This window comes from Martinezella hainanensis, from assembly GCF_900094555.1.
Classification (GTDB): Bacteria; Pseudomonadota; Alphaproteobacteria; order Rhizobiales; family Rhizobiaceae; genus Rhizobium; species Rhizobium hainanense.
In genome coordinates, this window is sequence record NZ_FMAC01000007.1 from 105791 (window position 1) to 126500 (window position 20710).

General features: G+C 59.4%; 18 protein-coding genes. 10 read left to right on the top strand and 8 right to left on the bottom strand.

All coding sequences use genetic code 11. The features are described 5' to 3' along the window. The first annotated feature begins 155 nt into the window (after nt 1-155). From GA0061100_RS21965 to GA0061100_RS21985, 5 genes are all read left to right on the top strand, one after another. Entirely contained in the window at nt 156-1346 is a 1191-nt protein-coding gene (locus tag GA0061100_RS21965; RefSeq protein ID WP_244557914.1) for a pyridoxal phosphate-dependent aminotransferase, read from the top strand. Nucleotides 1347-1357: 11 nt separating this feature from the next. Then, entirely contained in the window at nt 1358-3052 is a 1695-nt protein-coding gene (locus GA0061100_RS21970; protein WP_075854878.1) for a dihydroxyacetone kinase family protein, read from the top strand. Nucleotides 3053-3192: 140 nt separating this feature from the next. Continuing rightward, nucleotides 3193-4089 (top strand): dihydrodipicolinate synthase family protein, encoded by an 897-nt coding sequence (locus GA0061100_RS21975; RefSeq protein WP_075854879.1) that lies wholly within the window; start codon nt 3193-3195, stop codon nt 4087-4089. A 166-nt stretch (nt 4090-4255) separates the two neighbouring features. After that, the gene (locus tag GA0061100_RS21980; RefSeq protein ID WP_244557915.1) at nt 4256-5590 is read left to right on the top strand and encodes an MFS transporter; all 1335 of its coding nucleotides are present in this window, start codon (nt 4256-4258) and stop codon (nt 5588-5590) included. A gap of 325 nt (nt 5591-5915) precedes the next feature. Then, nucleotides 5916-6179: a hypothetical protein gene (locus GA0061100_RS21985; protein WP_075854880.1), complete on the top strand. Its 264-nt coding sequence runs from the start codon at nt 5916-5918 to the stop codon at nt 6177-6179. Between the two features lie 262 nt (nt 6180-6441). On the opposite strand, the gene GA0061100_RS21990 is transcribed toward GA0061100_RS21985, so the two are convergent. Beyond that, nucleotides 6442-6879 (bottom strand): YqaA family protein, encoded by a 438-nt coding sequence (locus GA0061100_RS21990; protein WP_075854881.1) that lies wholly within the window; start codon nt 6877-6879, stop codon nt 6442-6444. A 4-nt stretch (nt 6880-6883) separates the two neighbouring features. Beyond that, nucleotides 6884-7159 (bottom strand): metal-sensing transcriptional repressor, encoded by a 276-nt coding sequence (locus tag GA0061100_RS21995; RefSeq protein ID WP_075855109.1) that lies wholly within the window; start codon nt 7157-7159, stop codon nt 6884-6886. 759 nt (nt 7160-7918) lie between these two features. Here GA0061100_RS21995 and GA0061100_RS22005 point away from each other — a divergent pair. The 3 genes from GA0061100_RS22005 to GA0061100_RS22015 all read left to right on the top strand — a co-directional run bounded on the left by GA0061100_RS22005 (nt 7919) and on the right by GA0061100_RS22015 (nt 10345). Further along, nucleotides 7919-8473, top strand: coding sequence for a Chromate resistance protein ChrB (locus GA0061100_RS22005; protein WP_075854883.1), 555 nt, complete (start codon nt 7919-7921; stop codon nt 8471-8473). 26 nt (nt 8474-8499) lie between these two features. Next, nucleotides 8500-9708 (top strand): MFS transporter, encoded by a 1209-nt coding sequence (locus tag GA0061100_RS22010; protein WP_075854884.1) that lies wholly within the window; start codon nt 8500-8502, stop codon nt 9706-9708. A gap of 88 nt (nt 9709-9796) precedes the next feature. After that, a complete protein-coding gene (locus tag GA0061100_RS22015; protein ID WP_075854885.1) occupies nt 9797-10345 on the top strand; it encodes a phosphatase PAP2 family protein in 549 nt (182 codons plus the stop codon). Nucleotides 10346-10362: 17 nt separating this feature from the next. Here the strand turns inward: GA0061100_RS22015 and GA0061100_RS22020 are convergent, their stop codons facing one another. The 6 genes from GA0061100_RS22020 to GA0061100_RS22045 form a co-directional block, all read right to left on the bottom strand. Next, nucleotides 10363-12330 (bottom strand): glycoside hydrolase family 3 protein, encoded by a 1968-nt coding sequence (locus tag GA0061100_RS22020; RefSeq protein WP_075854886.1) that lies wholly within the window; start codon nt 12328-12330, stop codon nt 10363-10365. A 135-nt stretch (nt 12331-12465) separates the two neighbouring features. Next, complete coding sequence (locus GA0061100_RS22025; protein ID WP_075854887.1) at nt 12466-13314, bottom strand: fumarylacetoacetate hydrolase family protein; 849 nt, start codon at nt 13312-13314, stop codon at nt 12466-12468. A gap of 44 nt (nt 13315-13358) precedes the next feature. Next, nucleotides 13359-14669, bottom strand: coding sequence for an MFS transporter (locus tag GA0061100_RS22030; RefSeq protein ID WP_075854888.1), 1311 nt, complete (start codon nt 14667-14669; stop codon nt 13359-13361). Nucleotides 14670-14716: 47 nt separating this feature from the next. Further along, complete coding sequence (mhpA, locus tag GA0061100_RS22035; protein WP_075854889.1) at nt 14717-16294, bottom strand: bifunctional 3-(3-hydroxy-phenyl)propionate/3-hydroxycinnamic acid hydroxylase MhpA; 1578 nt, start codon at nt 16292-16294, stop codon at nt 14717-14719. A 33-nt stretch (nt 16295-16327) separates the two neighbouring features. Then, a complete protein-coding gene (locus GA0061100_RS22040; RefSeq protein ID WP_075854890.1) occupies nt 16328-17221 on the bottom strand; it encodes a VOC family protein in 894 nt (297 codons plus the stop codon). Between the two features lie 4 nt (nt 17222-17225). Then, nucleotides 17226-18278: an amidohydrolase family protein gene (locus tag GA0061100_RS22045; RefSeq protein WP_075854891.1), complete on the bottom strand. Its 1053-nt coding sequence runs from the start codon at nt 18276-18278 to the stop codon at nt 17226-17228. Between the two features lie 124 nt (nt 18279-18402). Here GA0061100_RS22045 and GA0061100_RS22050 point away from each other — a divergent pair, with 124 nt between their 5' ends. Beyond that, entirely contained in the window at nt 18403-19146 is a 744-nt protein-coding gene (locus GA0061100_RS22050; protein WP_075854892.1) for a GntR family transcriptional regulator, read from the top strand. 277 nt (nt 19147-19423) lie between these two features. Next, entirely contained in the window at nt 19424-20710 is a 1287-nt protein-coding gene (locus GA0061100_RS22055; protein WP_075854893.1) for a flagellar hook protein FlgE, read from the top strand.

Sequence of the window (20710 nt, forward strand, 5' to 3'; positions counted from 1 at the left end):
AAAATCAAGCGGACATGACGCGTTAAACTGCCGGCTGCGCTGGGGAGGCGCTCGGGCACAATCCAGATGATTTTTCATCGGTCCGTTCGCTCAGCGCCGGATCGATGCCAACTGCGCTGCGGACCGCCTGACGGCCGCGCGAGGAGATGATTTTTATGGACTATCGGGCGACCGAGTGGCCGGTTTCCGGCACTCCAGCGCGCATCAATGGAATCGAGCTCAACCAGATCTGCGATATTGCCGATCTGGCGCGCGAAGATCCCGATGTGATCAAACTCTGGATCGGTGAAGGCGATCTGCCGACACCTCAATTCATACGCGAGGCCGCAGTCTCCGCGTTATCCGCAGGACAGACCCGCTATACCTATGCTCTGGGCGTGCCTGCTCTGCGCGAAGCCCTGGAGCGCTATCACAAGCGGCATTTCAACGTCGATATCGGCGCCGATCGCTTCAGCATCACGGCGGGCGGTGTTCAGGCCATCATGCAGGCGGTCCAAGCCGTCCTGAACCCCGGCGATGAGGTCATCGTTCCCGTGCCGGCCTGGCCGAACCTGATCGAGATCATCGGCATTCTCGGCGGTAAGGTGGTTCCGGTACCCTATCGCACCCTTGCCGCCGGCGGTTTTGCACTTGATCTCGACGATCTGTTTGGCGCCGTCACGTCCAAGACGCGCGTTATCGCCATCAACTCCCCATCAAATCCGACGGGCTGGGTGATGCCGAGGGAGCACATGCTGGCCGTACGTGACTTCGCCAGAAGCAAGGGCATCTGGATCATATCCGACGAGGTCTATTCCCATTTCACCTATAACGGTGCTCTTGCCCCCTCCTTCCTGGAGATTACGGAGCCTACCGATCGGCTGATTGTCACCAATACCTTTTCGAAGAACTGGTGCATGACCGGCTGGCGCATTGGCTGGGTCATCTATCCGAAGGGGATGTCCAAGATCTTCGACAATCTCAGCCAATACAACACGACCAGCGTCGCCACCTTCGTCCAGCATGCCGCTGTCGCAGCGCTCGATCAGGGTGATGAATTCATCAAATCCCTCGTCGCTCGATCCACGCGTGGACGCGAAATCATTTGCTCGACACTCGATAAGCTGCCGAACGTGCGTGTCTTCTGGCCTGACGGAACTTTTTATTTCTTCTTCTCCGTTCACGGCATGAATAGCGGCTATGATATGGCGCGCAGGATCCTGAAGGAGGCAGGCGTGGGGGTCGCTCCGGGCTCGGCTTTCGGCCCAGGTGGTGAAGAATTCCTACGTGTATGCTTTGCCGTTGATCCTGCACTCATCGAGGAAGGCGCAAGGCGCCTGGAAGCGTTTCTGTGCAAGCAGCAATAGGATGAAGGACAATGAAGAAGCTCATCAATCGACCCGCTGACGTCGTGCGGGAAATGCTGGAGGGCATTGTCGCTCTCGCGCCCGGCCTTGCGCTGCTCGACACGGAGAATGTCGCGCTGCGTGCTGACCTGCCCGCGATCGCGGACCGGCCTGTTGCCCTGATCTCGGGCGGCGGCGCCGGACATGAACCGGCCCATGCCGGATATGTCGGACCTGGCATGTTGACCGCGGCTGTTACCGGCGAGGTCTTCACCTCCCCGAGCGTCGATGCCGTGCTTGCTGCCATCCGCGCCAGTGCCGGCCCCGCAGGCGCTCTGTTGATCGTGAAGAACTATACCGGCGACCGCTTGAATTTCGGCCTCGCCGGTGAGCTCGCTGCCATCGAGGGCATCCCAACCGAACTCGTCGTCGTGGCGGACGATGTGGCGCTTTCCGGTCTTGTACCGCGCGAACGCCGCCGCGGCATCGCCGGAACGGTATTGGTTCATAAGATCGCAGGCGCGGCCGCAGCGAGCGGCAAGAACCTAAAGGAAGTTGCCGACATCGCGCGATCCGCCGCATCCCGTCTCGGAACGATGGGGGTCGCGCTCGGCTCCTGCATCGTACCGGCCGCCGGCAAGGCCGGTTTCACCCTCGGTGAGGATGAAATCGAGCTTGGCCTCGGCATTCATGGGGAAAAAGGCGTCGAACGCACCAAATTACTGCCCGCCGACGCCATCGCCGACAGGATCATCGAGCAGATCGTCAGGGACATGAAGCTTGCGCCAGGCTCCAGTGTCGCGTTGCTCGTCAATGGTCTTGGCGCGACGCCGCCCATGGAGCTTGCCGTTGTCGCCCGCTGCGCTGTTACTGCGCTGCGCTCACGCGGCCTCAGGATCGAGCGGGCATGGAGCGGCAATTTCCTGACGGCGCTGGAAATGCCGGGTTGCTCGATTTCACTCCTGGATTTGAGTGAGGGCGATGTCGCGCTACTGGATGCGGAGACATCCGCAACGGCCTGGCCAAGGGGCGGAGCGGTCTCGGGTCGCATCAATATCGTGCCCGCGATGCGCACCGCGGAGACGGAGGCGCCGCTCGGCAATGCCGGAAGTTTCGACCCGCAAGAATTGCGCCGTATCGGTCTTGCCGTCTGTGATGCGCTGGAAGCGGCGGAACCTCATCTGACCGAACTCGACAGCAAGGCAGGCGACGGCGATCTCGGCGCGAGCATGCTTCGTGGCGCCGAAGCCATTCGCGCCCTGCCCGAAAGCGCCTGGATCAACCCCGCCAATGCCTTGGTTGCGATGGGCAACGCCTTGCGCCGGGCGATCGCCGGAAGCTCCGGGCCTTTCTATGCGATCGCATTGACGCGAGCCGGACGCCATCTCGGCCAGAGTGGTCGCTTCTCGCCAGAGGATTTTCGCGCCGCCTTCGCGATCGGTATTGCCGCAATCAGCGAGATCGGCGGTGCAAAACCGGGCGATCGAACCATGCTCGATGCGCTCGATCCGGCTTTAAGAGCGCTCGAGGCAGCCGACGGCAAAGTATCTGCGACCGAGGCCTGGAAACAGGCAGCCTCTGCCGCGGCCGAAGGCGCACGCCGCACGACGGACATGATACCGAAACTCGGCCGCGCGAGCTATCTCGGCGAAAGAGCCATTGGAACGCAGGACGGCGGGGCTGCGGCCGTCGCGATCTGGATGGAGGCGCTGGCGACAAGTCTCTGATTTCGCTGGCGTAACGCCACAGCCGACATTCAAACAACCCGGATTTCATGGCGTCTTCCTCAGGGGAAGCGATCCCTGACCTGCGCCCTGATGTCATCGGCCGACCTCGGCCATCTCTCACTCAAGACAGGAACTGCAACATGAATCTCGACAAAGTCTCCGGCATCATTCCCCCCATCGTCACCCCCTTCACCAAGGACGGTGATATCGATGAAACAGCCTTCCGCAACATCGTCAAATTCAACCTGAAGAACAAGGTTCATGGCGTCTGCGTCGGCGGCAGTTCCGGCGAGGGCCATACGCTGACGTTCGAGGAATTCGTCCGCCTGATGGAAATCACGGTGGAAGAGGTCGACGGACAGATTCCGGTCCTGGCGGGCATCATCGCCAATTCAACGCGCGAAGCCGTGCGTCGCGCCAAGGCCATCTCCCACCTTCCGATCCACGGCCTGCAGGTGACGCCAGTCCACTATGTCTTCAAACCCGACGAGAACGCTACGTTCGAGCATTTCAAGACACTGACGGCGGCCACAGACATACCGGTCATCATTTATAACGTCGTGCCCTGGAACTATCTCAGCCCGTCGCTGCTGATCCGCCTCATGACGGAATTGCCGGGCGTGCAGGCCGTCAAACAAAGCGCTGGCGATCTCAAGCTCATGGCCGACCTGATGATTGGCATCCCCAAGGGCTGCAAGGTCTACACCGCGGTCGATGCCTTGCTCTATCCATCGTTCGCGCTGGGTTGCCATGGCACCATTGCGGCAAATCCCGCCGCGGTTCCCAGCGTCTGCGTCGCTCTCTGGAATGCAGTTCAGCGGGGCGACCATGTCCGCGCCAAGGAGATTCACGAGGCGCTCTTGCGTTTCTGGAACGCGATCTATGCCGACAATCTGCCGGCCAACATCAAGACGGCGATCGCGCTTCAAGGCACCGAGGCAGGCCTGCCGCGGATGCCGATGCCGGCAACGACACCCACGCAGCTCGAAAACATCCAGCGAGAGCTCAGAAACGTGCTGCGCTACGAAGAAAAGTAAGGCCGTGGGCGTCAGGCGCTGCTCGTGCTGCGCCTGACGCAAACCCTGATCCATCGGATCGGGCTGGTGTCGTCAGTCAACTCACCTCACTGCATGAGGCTGAATGGCTGAAAGGAGGCGACACGAGCAGACGGAACCACCAAAACGACCTGTACGGGAGGAAACAGTGAGAACATCGGCCCCAGAAAACATCTCTCAAACCGAGAGTCGCATAGCCAATTCGCGACCGGTTCTGGCCAAGGACATGCGCAAGGTCGCATTGGCCAGCGCCATGGGAAATACGATCGAATATTACGATTTCACGCTCTATGCGACCGCCACGGCGCTGGTGTTCAACAAGATATTCTTTCCAAACGACAATCCCCTGATCGGAACGCTCGCCGCATTCGCCACCTTCTTTGTCGGATATTGCGCGCGCCCCATCGGCGGCATCGTGTTCGGCCATTTCGGCGATCGCATCGGCCGCAAGACAGCCCTGCTGTTGACGATGATCATCATGGGAGCCGGAACTTTTCTCATCGGGCTCGTACCCTCCTACGACACAATCGGCATATGGGCGCCGATCAGCCTCCTCCTCCTGCGTCTCGCTCAGGGGATCGGGATAGGCGGAGAGTATGGCGGCGGCATGGTGATGACGGTCGAACACGCGCCGCCCGAGCAACGAGGCTTCTACAGTTCCCTGGTTCACGTCGGCGTCCCTGCCGGCTTCCTGATACCGATTGCCCTGCTCGGCATTTTGTCGACACAGATGAGCGAGGCAGCCTTCCTGTCCTGGGGCTGGCGACTGCCGTTTCTCTTCAGCATCGTGCTGGTTGCCCTTGGCCTGTTCATCCGCTTCCAGATCTCCGAAACTCCCGCCTTCAAGCGCATTCAGGAGCAGGGAGAGACAGCTACCCTGCCCGTCGTCGAAGCCGTCCGCGACCATCGCTACAACGTGATCCTTGGAATCGGCGCCAAGATTGCCGAAAGCGGCCTCTTCAACATCTATGCCGTCTTCGCCATTACCTATTGCGTCAATTCGCTGGGTCTGCCACGCCAATTGATCCTGAATGGCGTGCTGGTCGGCTGCGCTCTGGAATGCCTGACGCTTCCCCTGTTCGGTGCACTTTCCGACCGGATCGGGCGGCGCGCGGTTTACATTACCGGCCTCGTTTTCCAGGTCGCACTCGCCGCAGTCTTCTTCGCCATGCTGGATAGCGGCAACACGACCAGCATCTGGCTTGCGATCGCGCTGGGCCTGGCGGTCGGGCATGGTTCAGTCTTCGGTGCCCAGGGCGCCTTCTTCTCCGAATTGTTCCCTGCCCGCATCCGCTACAGCGGCCTCTCGCTGGTCCAGCAGATCGGCCCGATCCTTGGCGGCGGCCTTTCGCCTCTGCTGGCAACAACGCTTATGGCCGAGTATCCGGGAAACACCACCCCCATTGCCGTCTATATGGCACTGATGGCCATCTTCTCGGCTACCTGCGCATTCGCATTGCGCTCCGCAAGATCAGACAATTAGACAATTAGACAATTAGAAGACCGCTTCGTAATCGGTTTCGATATATCGCGTACTACGGCAGCCAATCCCTTTTCGGGGTGAGGCTGTCGATACGGACGGGCCAATTGATCCACCCTGTCCCGCAGGCTTTCCCGTTCGGGCCTTTTCCAGAACATGCCCAGGTTCGCCCCGAGCGGAAGTCGTGAAAGTCTCCGCGCCCAGTCAATGATTTTGCCGGTCATAGGGGCACCAATGCTCGAGGATCCGGACCCTGCGTCGACAAAAATCTGCTGCGCCGTTGAATTATATCGTATTACGATATACTTTACAGTTTGGAGGATTATTCATGATCGAGACGACCCAGGACACAACATCGGATTTGGAGCTGTTTGCCAGGCGCCTGGCCCGTGGTGCCAGGCTCAGGAGCGCCCTGCGGCATTCACCGACCTCCGACGAACTTATGAACCTCAGACACGCGCTTGATTTGCGTCTTCAGCGTGGCAGGATGGACTTGAAACTTCTGGTACTGGAATGGCGATATGACGTCGCGCTTTTGCTCGATCATATGCGCCACTGGATGTTCGAAGTAGATCGAGATTTCAACCGGTAGGAACTGCGGTGGTTTGCGCGCAAGTAACCGATCCAAAGTCTAACGTGATTGACAACGGATTTTCGCGGCTTTGGCGCAGCGGCGTGGCATCTATGAGAATGTGCTTGTCGTCCGCGAACCAGGTCAGCCAATCTTAAATTGCGAAAGTCTTTCGAGCGATCATTTGTCGCGGGCAATCGAGAGGCGGCGCATGATCGTCGTGCAGCTCAAAGCAGGCACTTCGGGTCATGATCCGACGGGCATCCGCTATGGTGCAGGCACCTCACGTCAGGCTAATCGTTACCAGCGCAAGAGCGACATAGCGCCCAACCTTCGCGATCGTTACAAACAGTAGGAAGGTCAGCAATGGTTCCCGCAGCACGCCCGCAACAACGGTGATCGGGTCGCCGATAACCGGTACCCAGCTTGCCAGCAGCGACCATCGCCCGTAACGGCGATACCATCCCCGTGCGTGATCGAGTGCATCGTTACCGATCGGGAACCAACGACGGTCGCGAAACCGTTCGATCCCCCTGCCTAGCATCCAGTTGATGACGGAGCCCAAAATATTGCCGACGCTGGCAGTAACGACAAGCCAAAGCGCCGAATACCTTTCGGTCAGAAGAAGCCCTGCAAGCGCCGCCTCGGATTGCATGGGAAGGATCGTTGCCGCACCAAGGGCCGCCACGAACAGCCCGAAATAGGCAAACAAATCGGTCATATCCTTAGAGATACTTCGTGATCGTCTTGAACTCGTCTATGGATTGGCGCTTGTCTCGCGGGAGAGCGCCAAGTGTTTCCTCGAGGCAATGATCGAGATGATCCTGAATGAGTGTCCGCTTCGCGTTGACGATCGCTTTCTCGACGGCAGATAGCTGCTGGGCGATGTCGAGACATGGCTTGCCATCCTCGATCATGGCAATAACGCTCTTCAGATGTCCGTGGGCGCGCTTAAGCCGCTTGACGATCTCGGGATGGGTGTCATGTGCGTGTTCTGTCATGATTTCCTGTATCCCCCCAGAGAGGATAACTGTCAATACCAGCCAGATTTCACGAAAAATCCTGCGCCTACGAACACGCGAGGTAGCCGCGCGTCCGGCAGCCGTTGCGCCGTCGCGCAACTCCCACAGCGTCGGCCTCAAGAACCTCATGAAGACATGACCTACGGTGGCGCACTTGACCGAGGAATAAGGGGTCGTCGAGGATGACAACAGCTTCAGCATCCCGATCAAGCCAGTCTTTTATCGTCGCAACCGTGGTTCCTTGCCACATTAGCTCGACCTCAGATTGACGCCGTCGAAACCCTGCATTTCCTACCTTCGCGGTCAGGATACCATCAAGTACAAACCTAAAGGACAATGGATGAAATCGATCGTTTCAGCACTGTGGGCTACAGCTGCAGAAGAAAAAACGCCGTTAGCGAAGGGGAACTGCAAGCGTCGCTAACGGCAAACTTTCCGAGATCATCGCCAGAACCTCCGCCCATAGTCGAATGGGACCGGCTGCATCGTGTTGCAGCTTCTGGGCGATCTTGTCGTAAAGCGCGTACCGTTCCGCATCGTTGTCGTCGGCGCGCGAGCTGGAAAAGAGGCCGTTCTCAGCATTCCCGTACTGCTGGCGAACTGAGACATTCGCTGACCCTCTTCGGTCGCTCGCAAGAGCGGCATCTATCTTCCACTGGACAGTTCTCCTGAAGTTCAATTGAAGGTTCCATTTCATGGTTGACGTGGTATGTATGAAATGTAACGACCGTAACAATAATGAGAAACGTCTTGCATCAATGGATTTTGCTTACCTACAAGGTGCCCTCGGAGCCTGCAGCCCGAAGGGTCGCGTTGTGGCGGCGTCTGAAGGGCTTGGGAGCCATCTATCTCCAGAATGGGGTTTGCCTCCTCCCCCGCACCGACGAAAACCTCCGACGGCTAAAGATGTCGGAACTGGATATCTCCGAGATGGGTGGCGAATCCGTGTTGCTGGAGTCGGCGCCTCTCGACGACGCTCAGCTCACCAAAGTGATCGAACGCTTCAATGCAGATCGTGACGAGCTCTATCGGGAATTCATCGGACGCTGTGACGACTTCGAGACGGAAATCGCGAAGGAAATATCGAAGCAGAAATTCACCTATGCCGAGCTCGAAGAAGAAGATACCGATCTGAGAAAGCTTCAGGAATGGTTTGAGCGGATCAGGAAGCTCGATTTCTACGGCGCGCAACTAGCAAACTCTGCTGCCGAGAAGCTCAAAGCCTGCGAAGCCCTGCTCGACGATTACGCGCGCCAGGTTTTCGAGGCCAACGAAGAGAACAAAGGCGGCTGAACAAGATGCGTCGAAAAGACCCGCCAATGGTCAATGTCACCGCAAAAGGCCGGCGACCGGCACCAGCCATACCCGGCGGCGTCTGGGCGCTGGGCTTCGTATCGCTCTTCATGGACGTCTCATCCGAGATGATCCACGCCCTGCTTCCCGTCTATATGGTGGCTGTTCTTGGAGCCTCGGCGCTTTCCGTCGGTGTCATCGAAGGCATCGCGGAAGCCACCGCTGCGATCACGAAAGTATTCTCTGGGGCCATAAGCGATTGGCTCGGCAAGCGAAAACTGTTGGTCCTGTTGGGATATGGGATGGCCGCACTGACGAAACCGATTTTTCCGATTGCGCCGTCGATCGGCTGGCTTGTGGCAGCACGTTTCATCGACCGTATCGGCAAGGGCATTCGCGGTGCGCCACGGGATGCCCTGATTGCAGATATTTCGCCTCCCGAAGTTCGCGGCGCAAGCTTCGGACTGCGTCAGTCTTTGGATACGGTCGGCGCCTTCCTCGGCCCGGCGCTCGCGCTGCTTCTCATGTGGTGGACTTCGGATCAGTTCGGCACGGTTTTCTGGATTGCCGTCATCCCTGCCTTCGTAGCAGTCGGCCTCATCCTTTTCTTCGTCAAGGAGCCTGCAAAAGCGCACAGCGACAAAGGCGTGAGATTTCCGCTACGAAAATCCGATCTCCTGCGTCTGCCAAGCACATACTGGCTTGTGACGGGGGTGGCGGCGATTTTTACGCTTGCGCGCTTCAGCGAAGCTTTTCTGTTACTCGATGCCCAGAGCCTCGACATGCCGGTCATGTTAATTCCGCTTGTGCTGATCGGCATGAATTTCGTCTATTCTCTATCCGCATATCCGGCGGGCGTTCTTGCCGACCGGGTCGACCGCGTCACCTTGCTTTTGATCGGTGTCGGACTCCTGGTCGCAGCTGATCTGATCTTGGCTTTTGTTCCTGGGCTTCCCGGTCTGGCTCTCGGAGTTTTGATCTGGGGCTTGCATATGGGTTTCACGCAAGGAATCTTTGCAACGCTGGTTGCGGACGCCTCTCCAGGCGATCTGCGGGGAACAGCTTTCGGAGTCTTCAATCTTGTTTCCGGCATTGCCCTGCTGTGCGCCAGCACTCTTGCCGGCGGCCTCTGGGAATGGATCGGGCCTGACAGCACCTTTGTCGCAGGCGCGGCTTTTGCGTCCATGGCCGGTCTGTTCCTGCTTGTTTTCAGAGAGCGTCTCGAGAGGGCCTGAACCGCCCGCCTGCTTAATAGTTCCCGTTGTGGCTTCAGGCAGATGTCAGTGAACTGGTGCATCTCATCGGAACACGATAGGAGACCAAATGTACGAACTCGACGTTGCCATTACCGAATGGATCAACAGTTTGGCAGGGAACCGCCTTCTCGACCATGTCGTGATCACTATCTCCAACCTAGGTGTCCCATTGCTCGTCCTTGTCGTGGCCGCCCAATGGTGGGCCGGCGCCGAACGGGCAAAAACGCGCCACGTGCTGATCGCGGCCGGACTGACTTTCTTGATCGGGCTTGGGATCAATCAGATCATTTTGCTCTTCGATCACCGCATCCGGCCATATGACGTTGGAATCACCCGGCTTTTGATTGAACGCACCAGCGATCCTTCGTTCCCATCCGATCATGCGACGGCGAGCTTCGCGATTGCGGCGGCCTTCCTTGTGCACAAGCTGCCGAAGCGCGCCCTTTTCTTCCTTCTGGCCGCCATTCTGGTGTCCTTCTCGCGGGTCTATATCGGCACGCACTATATCAGCGACGTCATGGGCGGCGCACTGACAGGCATCTTGGCGGCAATCCTGGTCAAAGCGCTCTACAGACCGGAGACGCGTGTCGATCGCTTCATTACCGGCATCCTTTGAACCGGATGAGCCCTATATCAGTACTGCATGTGATAGCCGATCGGATAGAGCGGGTGGGACGTGTCGTGCGGCACATCGGATTTCTGTATCCGGACCTCCTCCATCGATGAAGGAAGCTCGAAGGGCAGCTTGCCTTCCGCCTTCTGCTTGCCCTCGATCACATCGAACAAGGCTGCGTCGCTTGCGCCGAAATTGGCAAGGATCGCAGCGGCATGCTCGCGGATGCCGGTAAGGATCGCCGGACGCGCCAGATAGACGGTAACGATCGTCGGAACCTGCTTTGCCGTCTCCTTGAACGCCTCGAAATCGGCGTTACCGTCCTTGAAATCCAGATCGCCTTCCTGCTGACGGGAACCGAAGAAGTAGTTCATATGCGGCTGCTGATAGGGCGCGTTGAGACGTACCACGGCAAAGTCGGCATCCTTGGCATCGGCCACCACAGTAAAGCCCCGCGCCGACGCGATTTTGGCATCGACGCCGGAGAGGAACACCTTCTTGCCTGACGTCACCGGCAGCAGGCCAGCCTTGTTGTCGAGCAAGACCATGGCTCGGCTTTGGGCAGCCGTTGCCTCCACGGAAAACGCCGCATTGCCGACGATTGCCTGCGCCTTTTGCGGGTCGACATAGGGATTTTCGAAGAGACCCTGCTCGAATTTCTGGACGAGGATACGAGCTGCGGATTGGTCGAGGCGCTGCTCGCTGATCTTTCCTTCCTTCACCGCCTCCACCAGAAGATCGGAAGAGGTGACACCGCCGAACTGATCGACGCCGGCATTGACGGCTTTGGCGAAGCGGTCGACACGGCTCAAATCCTCCACGCCCCAAGGCATGCCGAAGGTTTCCTCGTTTAGGGTCGGCTTTACACCGGGCTTCTCGCCATCCAGGCAAGTTCCCTTGCAGTCGTTGGTGATCAGCCAGTCGCTGAGAACCACGCCGTCGAAGCCATAATGGCCGCGTAACAGGTCGGTCAGAAGCTGCTTGCTATATCCCGCACCTACCGGCTCCAGCGGCTTGCCGTCGAGGGTCACGCCATCCAGGATCGAATATGTCGGCATCACGCCGCCGACCTTCGCCTTGAAGGCCCCCTCGAACGGGATGAGATGTTCAGCAAAATTGTTGCCGGGAAAGGTCGCGTAGCGTCCATAGACGTTGTGGCTGTCGTAACCGTCCTTTGCCGCGCCATAACCGACCCAGTGTTTGGCCACGGCAACGACACTGTCCTTGTTGATGCCGTCTTCGCCATTCTGGAACCCGGCCACATAGGCTTCCGCCATGGATTTGGCGAGTTGCGCGTCCTCACCGAACGTCCCGTTGGTGCGCGGCCAGCGTGGCTCGCTGGCAAGATCCACTTGCGGAGACAATGCCTCCTGTATGCCGACGGCGCGATATTCCTGGCGGACGATATCGCCGAAGCGCCGGACGAGCGACGGATCGCCTATGGCCGCCAGCCCGAGGGTCTCGGGCCATTTCGAGAATCCTCCCGCCGAAACGCTCGCTCCGAGTACGAACTGGAAGTGATTGCGCGGATCGGTGCTGATCGACGCCGGAATCCCCAGCCGTCCGGCCTCCGCGATCTCCTGAAGCTTGTTGTTTTCCTCGGCCAAGCGAGCGGGATCGCCCGCCAATCGCGTTATGAAGGTCACGACCTTGCGTCCGTCGATCATCTCCTTGGCGCGCACAAGATCATATTCGGTCCCGACCCCCATGCCGGAACCGGGGCCGATGGATGGAGCGGTGCCATGCATCATGAGGCCGGCCTTCTCCTCCAGTGTCATTTGTCTGATGAGATCTTCAGCCCGCTCGGCAGCCGGCAGGCGCCAGTCCTCGTAAGGATCAAGTTTGCCATTGCGATTGAGATCCTTGAAGGAAAGTCCGTCAATGGTCAGCGTCTTGGCGACGCGAGCCGAAAGCGCGGGTTGCTCCTGCGACAAAGCTGTTGAAGCGAGCAGCGATCCGATCGCGCATAAGGCAATGAACTGTTTCATGGCATCCCTCCCGAAAGAATTTCAATCGATCCCGGCAAATTGAAGGGGCGCAGATTGCGCCACTTCCCATGCTTCGACGGAACCTGTCGGCTCGCCGATCCCCATCAGCTTACAGCCGAAACTGGTAAGCAGAAGCTAACGCAATTCGTCGACGATCGGATTGCTGAGAACGCCGAGCCTGTCGACTTCCACCTCCACGACATCTCCCGGCTTCATCCACAGCGGCGGCTGCCGCTTGGCGCCGACCCCGCCTGGTGTGCCGCTGACAATGACGTCGCCCGGCTCCAGCCGCGTGAAGCTGGAGCAATATTCGATCTGCCGTGCAATATCGAAAATCATCTGGCCGAAGGTCGCGTCCTGCACGACTGTCCCATTGAGACGTGTCTGAATGCGAAGATCGGGTAGCGGACCAAGCTCGTCCGGCGTCATCATCCACGGCCCGAAGGCGCCGGTGTCGGGGAAATTCTTGCCCGGCGTGAACTGATGCGTATGACGCTGGAAATCACGCACGCTGCCGTCATTGTAGCAGGCATAGCCGGCGACATAACGCATGGCCTCGTCGCGTGCGATGTAACGGCCGGACTTGCCGATGATGACCGCCAGCTCGCCTTCGAAATCAAGGTCCGTCGAGACCTTCGGGCGCACGATCGGGGCGAGATGGCCTGTCTGGCTATTGGCATAGCGAGCGAAGATCGTCGGGTTTTCCACCTCCGCACGTCCCGTCTCCTGGCGATGCATTTCATAGTTCAGACCGACGCAGAGGATCTTGTCGGGATTGGGAATGACCGGCAGCCATTCGATGTCGCCGAGCGGCGTCGCGACAGCGGAAGCGGCTGCCTCGGCAACGCCGGCAAAACCGGCGGCCACAGCCGATTTGAGATCGGCATAGCGCGACGCGAGAACCGCGCCGGCATCGAGGAAGCGATCGTCTTCGACGACGCCCCAGGTCGTGCGGCCGGCGATCTTGACGGTGGACAGTCTCATGGTTTTTGCTCCTGTAGGGGGGTCGGACTGGGTGGCGGGTGCGTTCACACCCGCTGCATTTGATCGGTGAAGCGCGTCAACTTGTCGAAGCGCTCGATGGTGCGATCCGGAAAGATCAGCGCGAAGGCGGAAATTGCGCCGATGATGAGGATTGCGGCCGTAAACAGCATGGCATTTGCATAGCCGGCCGCGACATGATCGGGTCCGGCTGCCTGCACGATCATGCCGGTGACGGCGTTGGATGCGAGTGCGGAGACGGCGTTTGCGGAGTAGATGACGACGATCAAACGTCCGCGCTGGACAGCGGGTGCGACGCTTCCGAGCGTGATCGGGCCGTAGATCGTCGTAAGACTCGGAGCGGCAAAGGCGATCGCGATCAGCGCCAGTTGCAGCGGACCACTGACATGAACCGAGGCAATCAATGCCAATCCACTGACGAGAAGCGCATAGCCCGAAGCACTGCCGAGGGCAGCACGCTTACTCACGCCCGTCTGAAGCATGCGCTGAGCAATCCACGAACCGATGAGCAACAGCGGCGACTGGAAGATATAGACGGCCGAAATGATCGAGCCGGTCTCAGTCTGCGAATAGCCGAGACCCTGCTGCAGGAAAGGCGGCAGCCACGTGGCTGACATGCCGACGATCCAGTAGGACATGGTGGACATGATGATGACGCCGATGACGGTCGGGTCGAGCCAGAGCTTGCGGGCGGGGATAGGGGCCTCTCCCGTCACGGCGCGAGCCTTTTCATTCTCCGCGACCGCATGCGGCCCTTCACCGCCGATGAGCAGCCAGGCAACGATCCAGGCAACGCCGATCAGCCCGCAAAAGAGGAAGCCCGAACGCCAGCCGTAATTGACGATCACATAGGTCAGGATCGGCCCGCCGGCGAGCAAACCGACGCTGATACCCTGCAGCACGACGGCGCTCGGCACGCTGCGCTTTTGCGGACTGAACCAGTTATGGCAGGCATGCAACGCCGTCGGCAATCCCGGTCCCTCCCCAAGGCCGAGCAGAATGCGGCAGGCGACGAGAACCGTCACCGAGCTGGTAAAGTAGATCGGGATTTGCGCGATCGACCAGATCGCGGCGAGAATGACGAGGATCCATTTGACGGGGACGCGGCCGATGGCGAACAGGCCGACGAGAACGCCCGAAATGGAGAACAAAAGAAAGAAACTGCTGCCGATCAGGCCGAACTGCTGCGGCGAAATGCTAAGGTCTTTCATGATCGACACGGCGGAAAGGCCGAAGACCAGCTTGTCGAAGAAGTTCAGCGTCTGGAACAGGAAAAGCAGGATAAGGACGGCGAAAGGTTGCCATTTGCTGGTGGTATCGGCGGTTGACTCGGACATATGTTCCTCCCAGAACCTCAAAGAAAACTGCAATTGCCGACGCTGCCTCAGGCGAGACGCGTACTTAGATCGGCGATCTGTTGGCGAAGGACCTCGACGCTTCGGGCAGCGCCAAAGACATAGTGGTCAGGACGCACGAGCGCGGCGACCGCACCATGCCGGTCGAACCAGGCGGAAAGCACGCCATCCTTCTCCCGGAGTGCCGATGGGTCGATTGCGTCTGCATCCTTGGGCACAACAGCCTTCACCACGATCCCGTCGATCGCTTCGGCCAGTGTCTGTCCTTCCGTCACGCCGATCTGGCGGCCATCGAGAACCAGCCGCCATTCCGGCCCGGTGAAGGTGTCCATCAAGCGTTGATCCGAACTTTCGACGATCGCAGGCTGCGGAAACAGCAAGCCGCGTGCCGGCGTGCCTTCCTCGGCGATCAGGCCGTCCTCGATGGGCGGGACGATCTCCTGCCGGGTTATGGTCATCGGCCGACCGCCGCCCTCTGCAAGAATACGGGCGTCACGCGCGGCGGCGGCAACGGGATCACGTTCGCAGATCGTCTGGCCGATCGCCTTGATCTTGCCGGTCAGCGCCTGCACATGCCGCTTGCGTTCCACCGTGTAACTGTCCAGCAGCGCTTCGGAAGATCGTCCCTTCAGGATGCGGTCAAGCCGCCAGACGAGATTGGAAACATCGCGCAGGCCCTGGCACATGCCCTGTCCAATAAAAGGGGGCTGCTGATGCGCGGCATCGCCGGCTATGAGCACCCTGCCCCGCCGCCACTCGTCGGCGACCAACGCATGGAAACGATAGGCGGCGGCACGCCAAAGCTCGCCCTCCTCCGGCGCCAGCCAGGGCGACAGCAACCGCCAGACATTGTCGGGCTTTTCCATCTCCCGCGGATCTTCGCCTGGCAGAAGCATGATTTCCCACCGACGGTGGTTCCTCGGCCCCATGATGTAGCTTGTGGGACGCGCCGGATTGCAGAACTGGGCCGAAGTCTGCGGCAGCTTGGCAAGTGCTGCCTCGTGCACTTGCACATCGACCACGAGCCACGGCTCGTCGAAGACGAGATCTTCAAGCTTCATTCCAGACAGTTCGCGCACGCGGCTCCAGGCACCGTCGCAGCCGATCACATATTTCGCAGCAATCTTGCGACTTTTGCCGGACGAATCCTGAAGCGTCGCGACCACCTCATCCGCCCGTGGATCAAGATCGACCATTTCCGTGCCAAGCTCTATCGTCACGCAGTCGAAGCTCTCGGCATGGCGCCTCAAGACGGCCTCGACGGGAGGCTGGGTAAACACCATGCTCGGAGTGTAGCCGAGCGGATAGGGCTCGGGCACCATGTCGATGCGGCGGATGAGCTGTCCCTCGGCGCCAAAGTGCTGGGATGCTGTGAATGGCGCGACATGGGGAAGCACCTCGTCGGCAATGCCCATATTGTCGAAATGGCGCAGGATTTCGTGGTCGAGCGCGATGGCGCGCGGCTTGTCATAGACGCCGGTCAGCCGATCGACGACGAGCGTGGAATGGCCGCGTGCGCCGAGCATGCCAGCGGCCACGGCTCCAGCCGGGCCGAACCCGACCACCAGCACATCATAGCGGTTCGAAATATCATTGTCGTTCTTCACGGGGCATGCCTCTGCAAATGTCTACTGGGCGCATCAGGCGCCGGAAAATCCGATGGAAATCTGCGCCTTCTTGCAGGCGTCACTCTTTGGAGGCGCAATGCCCCAGTGGTCAGTCCGGCCAGGTGGCCAGACCCATTCCTCCGGGCCTCGAGCCCGGTAGCCGTCGTCCACCTGCAGGACTTCAGCGGTGTATTCGATCACCACACCCTGCGGATCGACAAAATAGGCGAAGACATTGTCGCCCGGCCCATGCCGACCGACACCCCAGCCGATCGGATAGCCGTGATCGACGACGCGGCCAGAGCCTCGCATGACGGATTCGAGATCGGGCATCAGGAAGGCGACATGGTTCAGCCCGTTTGACGGCGCTTCAGCCAGCACGACCGCATGATGGTCGTCGTTACAGCGCAGGAAGGCCATGAGCCTCGATCGGTCCGTCAAGCGGAAACCCAGGACATCGCGATAGAAGTCCGAAAGTGCCTCGATCTGACTGCTGTTGATGTTGACATGAGCGAGACGCCCCGGCCGGTTGGCAACCACGCGCCCCTGCTTGCGGCGGTCACCGCACACAAATTCCAGCACCGAGCCTTGTGGCTCGCGAATAACGAAGCGCTCGCCGTGCGCAGGCCCGTCGGCAGGGCCGATTTCGCGCAGCACAGTGCAACCCGCGGTAACCGTCCTTGCAAAAAGCAATCCTAGCTCTTCTGGTGTGCTCACACGAAAGCTGATCTTGCGCAATTCCGCGCGGTCGCTTTGCTTCAGTTCCAGCACATGAAAATCATCGCCGGTTGCCGCCAGGAAAACCTTGCCACCTATTTCGGCAACGACGTCGAGACCCCAGATGCGAGTATAAAAGTCGACAGACGTCGCAAGATCGGGCGTACCCAGTTCCACGCTGCGCAAAGCGATGACAGGAAATTCAGTCATAGGATCAAACCTCGTCCAAGCCCAGGAAGGCGCGTGCATTCGCAAATGTCAGGCGCGCGCGCAGATTTGCATCGGCTAACGCTTCTTCGATGCGAGCGACAGGCTCGTTCTCACGGAAATTGAAAGGATAGTCGGTTCCGAGCAGCACGCGCTCTTCACCGAAGACGGCGACGAGATGGCGCAGCATGTTCGCGTCAAAGACCAGCGAGTCCACATAGAGACGTCGCGCCTGCATAGTAGGGCTCTCCGTCATGATCTCGTTGAGCGCCGGGAAAGCAGAATAGCCCTGCTCCAGCCGCGGCAGCAGCGAGGCAAATGTGCCGCCGCCATGACTGAAGGCGATCCGCAGCTTCGGGAGTTTCTGAAGCAGCCCGCCGGTAATCACGGATGCAGCCGCCAATCCGACATCGGTCGGGTAGCCGAGCACCTGCTGAAGCGGCGCCGGCCCGAGCAGCCTGTCCATGCCTGCCGGGCGCACCGCATGTACGAAGACCGCAGCGCCAAGCCTCTCGGCTTCCGCAAAGAATGGGTGGAAACGAGGATCACCGATCGGCACGCCATTGATATTGCTGCCGATCTCAACTCCACGAAAGCCGAGCTCGCCGACGATGCGATGCAATTCGAGAATTGCAAGATCAATATCCTGAAGCGGAACACCGCCGAGCCCGACGAAACGCCCCTCACCCTCCCCGACGATCGCCGCGATCGCATCGTTGACGTATCGAACGAGGTCGCGGGCTGCGTTCGTTTCGATCCAATAACCGAACAGTTCCGGCATGGGAGACAGCGCCTGAATGCGGATGCCGGTCCGGTCCATTTCCTCCAGCCGCCGCTCGGCGACCCAGCAGGCATCGCTGACCGTGCGATAGGGCTTGTCGTCGATGACGACCGTTGCGTGGCAGGCATCTGCGGCAACCACTGAAGGCCAGCCGCGGACCGCGGCACCCCCTGCCGGAAGCGGAAAATGGGCGGGCACAACGTGACAGTGGATATCAATGCCGCAGCAAGCGCAGCCACTCGCAAAGGCGCCTGTCGCTCCCCTTTTCGCTCCGCTCATTGAATCCTCCCTCGTTAACATCTCTCATAATGTACAAACTTTTTGCCGTAAAGATAAAATTTATAAATTTTGTGCCGACGCTTCCTCGTGTATATAAAAAGCGATTTGCAAGCCAGAGAGCACCATGAACGTCAACTTGCTGAAGAAAGGGGCCGAAAGCCCCGCGACATTGGCAACCAGCATCTATGAGCGGCTGAAGGCCGACATTCTTTCAACGCGCCTGGAGCCTGGCCGCAAGCTGCAATTGCGCTTTCTGATCGAGCATTACGATGCCGGTCAGACACCCTTGCGCGAGGCACTGAACCGACTGACGACAGAGGATCTCGTCATCGGAAAGGAACAGCGCGGCTTCTTCGTCAAACCCATCAGCCTGGATGAATTGCACGAGCTGACGAAAACGCGCTGTTGGGTGGAGACGCTGGCGCTGCGGGAATCAATGGCGAATGCAACGCCCGACTGGGAAGAGGCGCTTCTGGTCGCCCATCACCGGCTGGAGCGCACCCCACGTTCACTCAACCCGGAACACTTCGAGGACAATCCGGAATGGGAAAGGCTTCATCGCGCTTTTCACGCGCTGCTGATCGGCGGCTGCGGATCGCGACCGTTGATAGGCTTTTGCGAGCAGCTCGCCGATAGGCTCTACCGCTATCGTGCGCTTTCGATCCGCAAGGCCTTTCGCGTGCGTAAGGTCAGTGACGAGCATGCGCGTATCCTCAAGGCCGTGCTTGATCGGGATACCGCGGAAGCCGAACGGTTGCTGCAGCTCCATTATGAGAAAACGGCCGATATCATCCGCGCCGACCTTGATACGGCAACACAAGGCGCCGCTGCGACTGGCTCGAATACCCAACTTGAGCCAAAGCACTAAGCTCCGGCAGGCGAAAGCCGTTGATGATGCCTCTCCATCCAAGGCCCTGGCTGTCAGGGCCTATTGCGGCCTGCCGCGGAAAGTGAAGCTCTCCACAGGATATGAGCATCCGGATCGCACCCTTGAGCCATCCACGAATTGAAGATGTGGAACGCTTATCGGCTCAAGGATCGTCGAATGTTTTGAACTGATTCAAACTGGCGACGCGCACGAAAAAGCCAGCTTCACACAAGTCATTACCGCTACCATCCCGGCATCAGCAACGTGCGAGGAACCAATGAGCATCTTTGGTAGCATGAAAACGGCAGTTTCCGGCATGAACGCGCAGGCAAATAAGCTTAGCACCGTGTCGGACAACATCGCGAACGTCAATACAACGGGCTATAAGTCGGCAAGCACCAGCTTTTCGTCGTTGATCCTGCCTTCGGGCGGCGGCAGCTATAACTCCGGCAGCGTCGAAACCAACGTCAGCTATTCGGTCTCGCAGCAAGGCGATACGGTCTCCACCTCGTCGAGCAGCGATCTCTCGATCCAGGGCTCCGGCTTCTTTGTCGTGCAGGGCGCCGACGGCAAGACGGTTCTCACGCGCGCCGGCGACTTTACTCCGGACGCGAATGGCAACCTCGTCAACTCCGCTGGCTATACCCTGATGGGTTACTCCTATGCGTCGGGCGCGCCTGCCGTCGTCGTCAACGGCTTCGACGGCCTGGTGCCGATCAATGTCAATCAGAGCGGTCTTGCCAGCACGCCGTCGACGACAGGCACTTTCACGGGCAACCTCAATTCGAATGCAACGACCGTTACGGATGCATCGACCTTGCCAAGCGCCAATCCGACCTCGGTTACCTCCGATACCCAGAAGAGCTCGGTTGTTGCCTATGATAAGCTCGGCAACTCCGTCATGTATGACGTTTACTACACCAAGACCCAATCTGCCGATTCCACCACGGGCGCGACGGATCAGTGGGAGGTTAGCGTCTATCGCAATGCCGATGCGAGCACCTCCGGCACCTCGTCATTCCCTTATTCCTCCGATGCAGTCGGTTCGACTACGTTGACATTCGATTCAAGCGGAAATCTGACGAGCGGCGGGACGTTCACCATCACCGATCCAACGACGAGCGGATCCATCGCGATGGATCTGAGCGGAATGACCCAGAAGGCCAGCGACTTCAGCTCGACGGGTTCGACCAACGGCCAGGCGGCAAGCCCCGTTACCGGCGTCACGATCGACAAGAGCGGCGTCGTCTATGCAAACTACAAGACCGGCGACCCGAAGGCGATCTATCAGATCCCGCTGGCAACCGTTGCAAGCCCGGACAAGCTCACGCTCTTGAGCGGCAACGTCTATCAGGCCAATGCCGATTCCGGCGTGACCGTCACGAGCTTCGCCAACAGCAACGGCCTGGGCTATATCCAGTCGAACTCGCTGGAAGCATCGAATGTCGACCTGGCCGGCCAGCTCACCGACATGATCCAGGCACAGAAAAGCTACACGGCAAACTCCAAGGTCTTCCAGACGGGCTCCGACCTCTTGGACGTGCTGGTCAACCTCCAGCGCTGA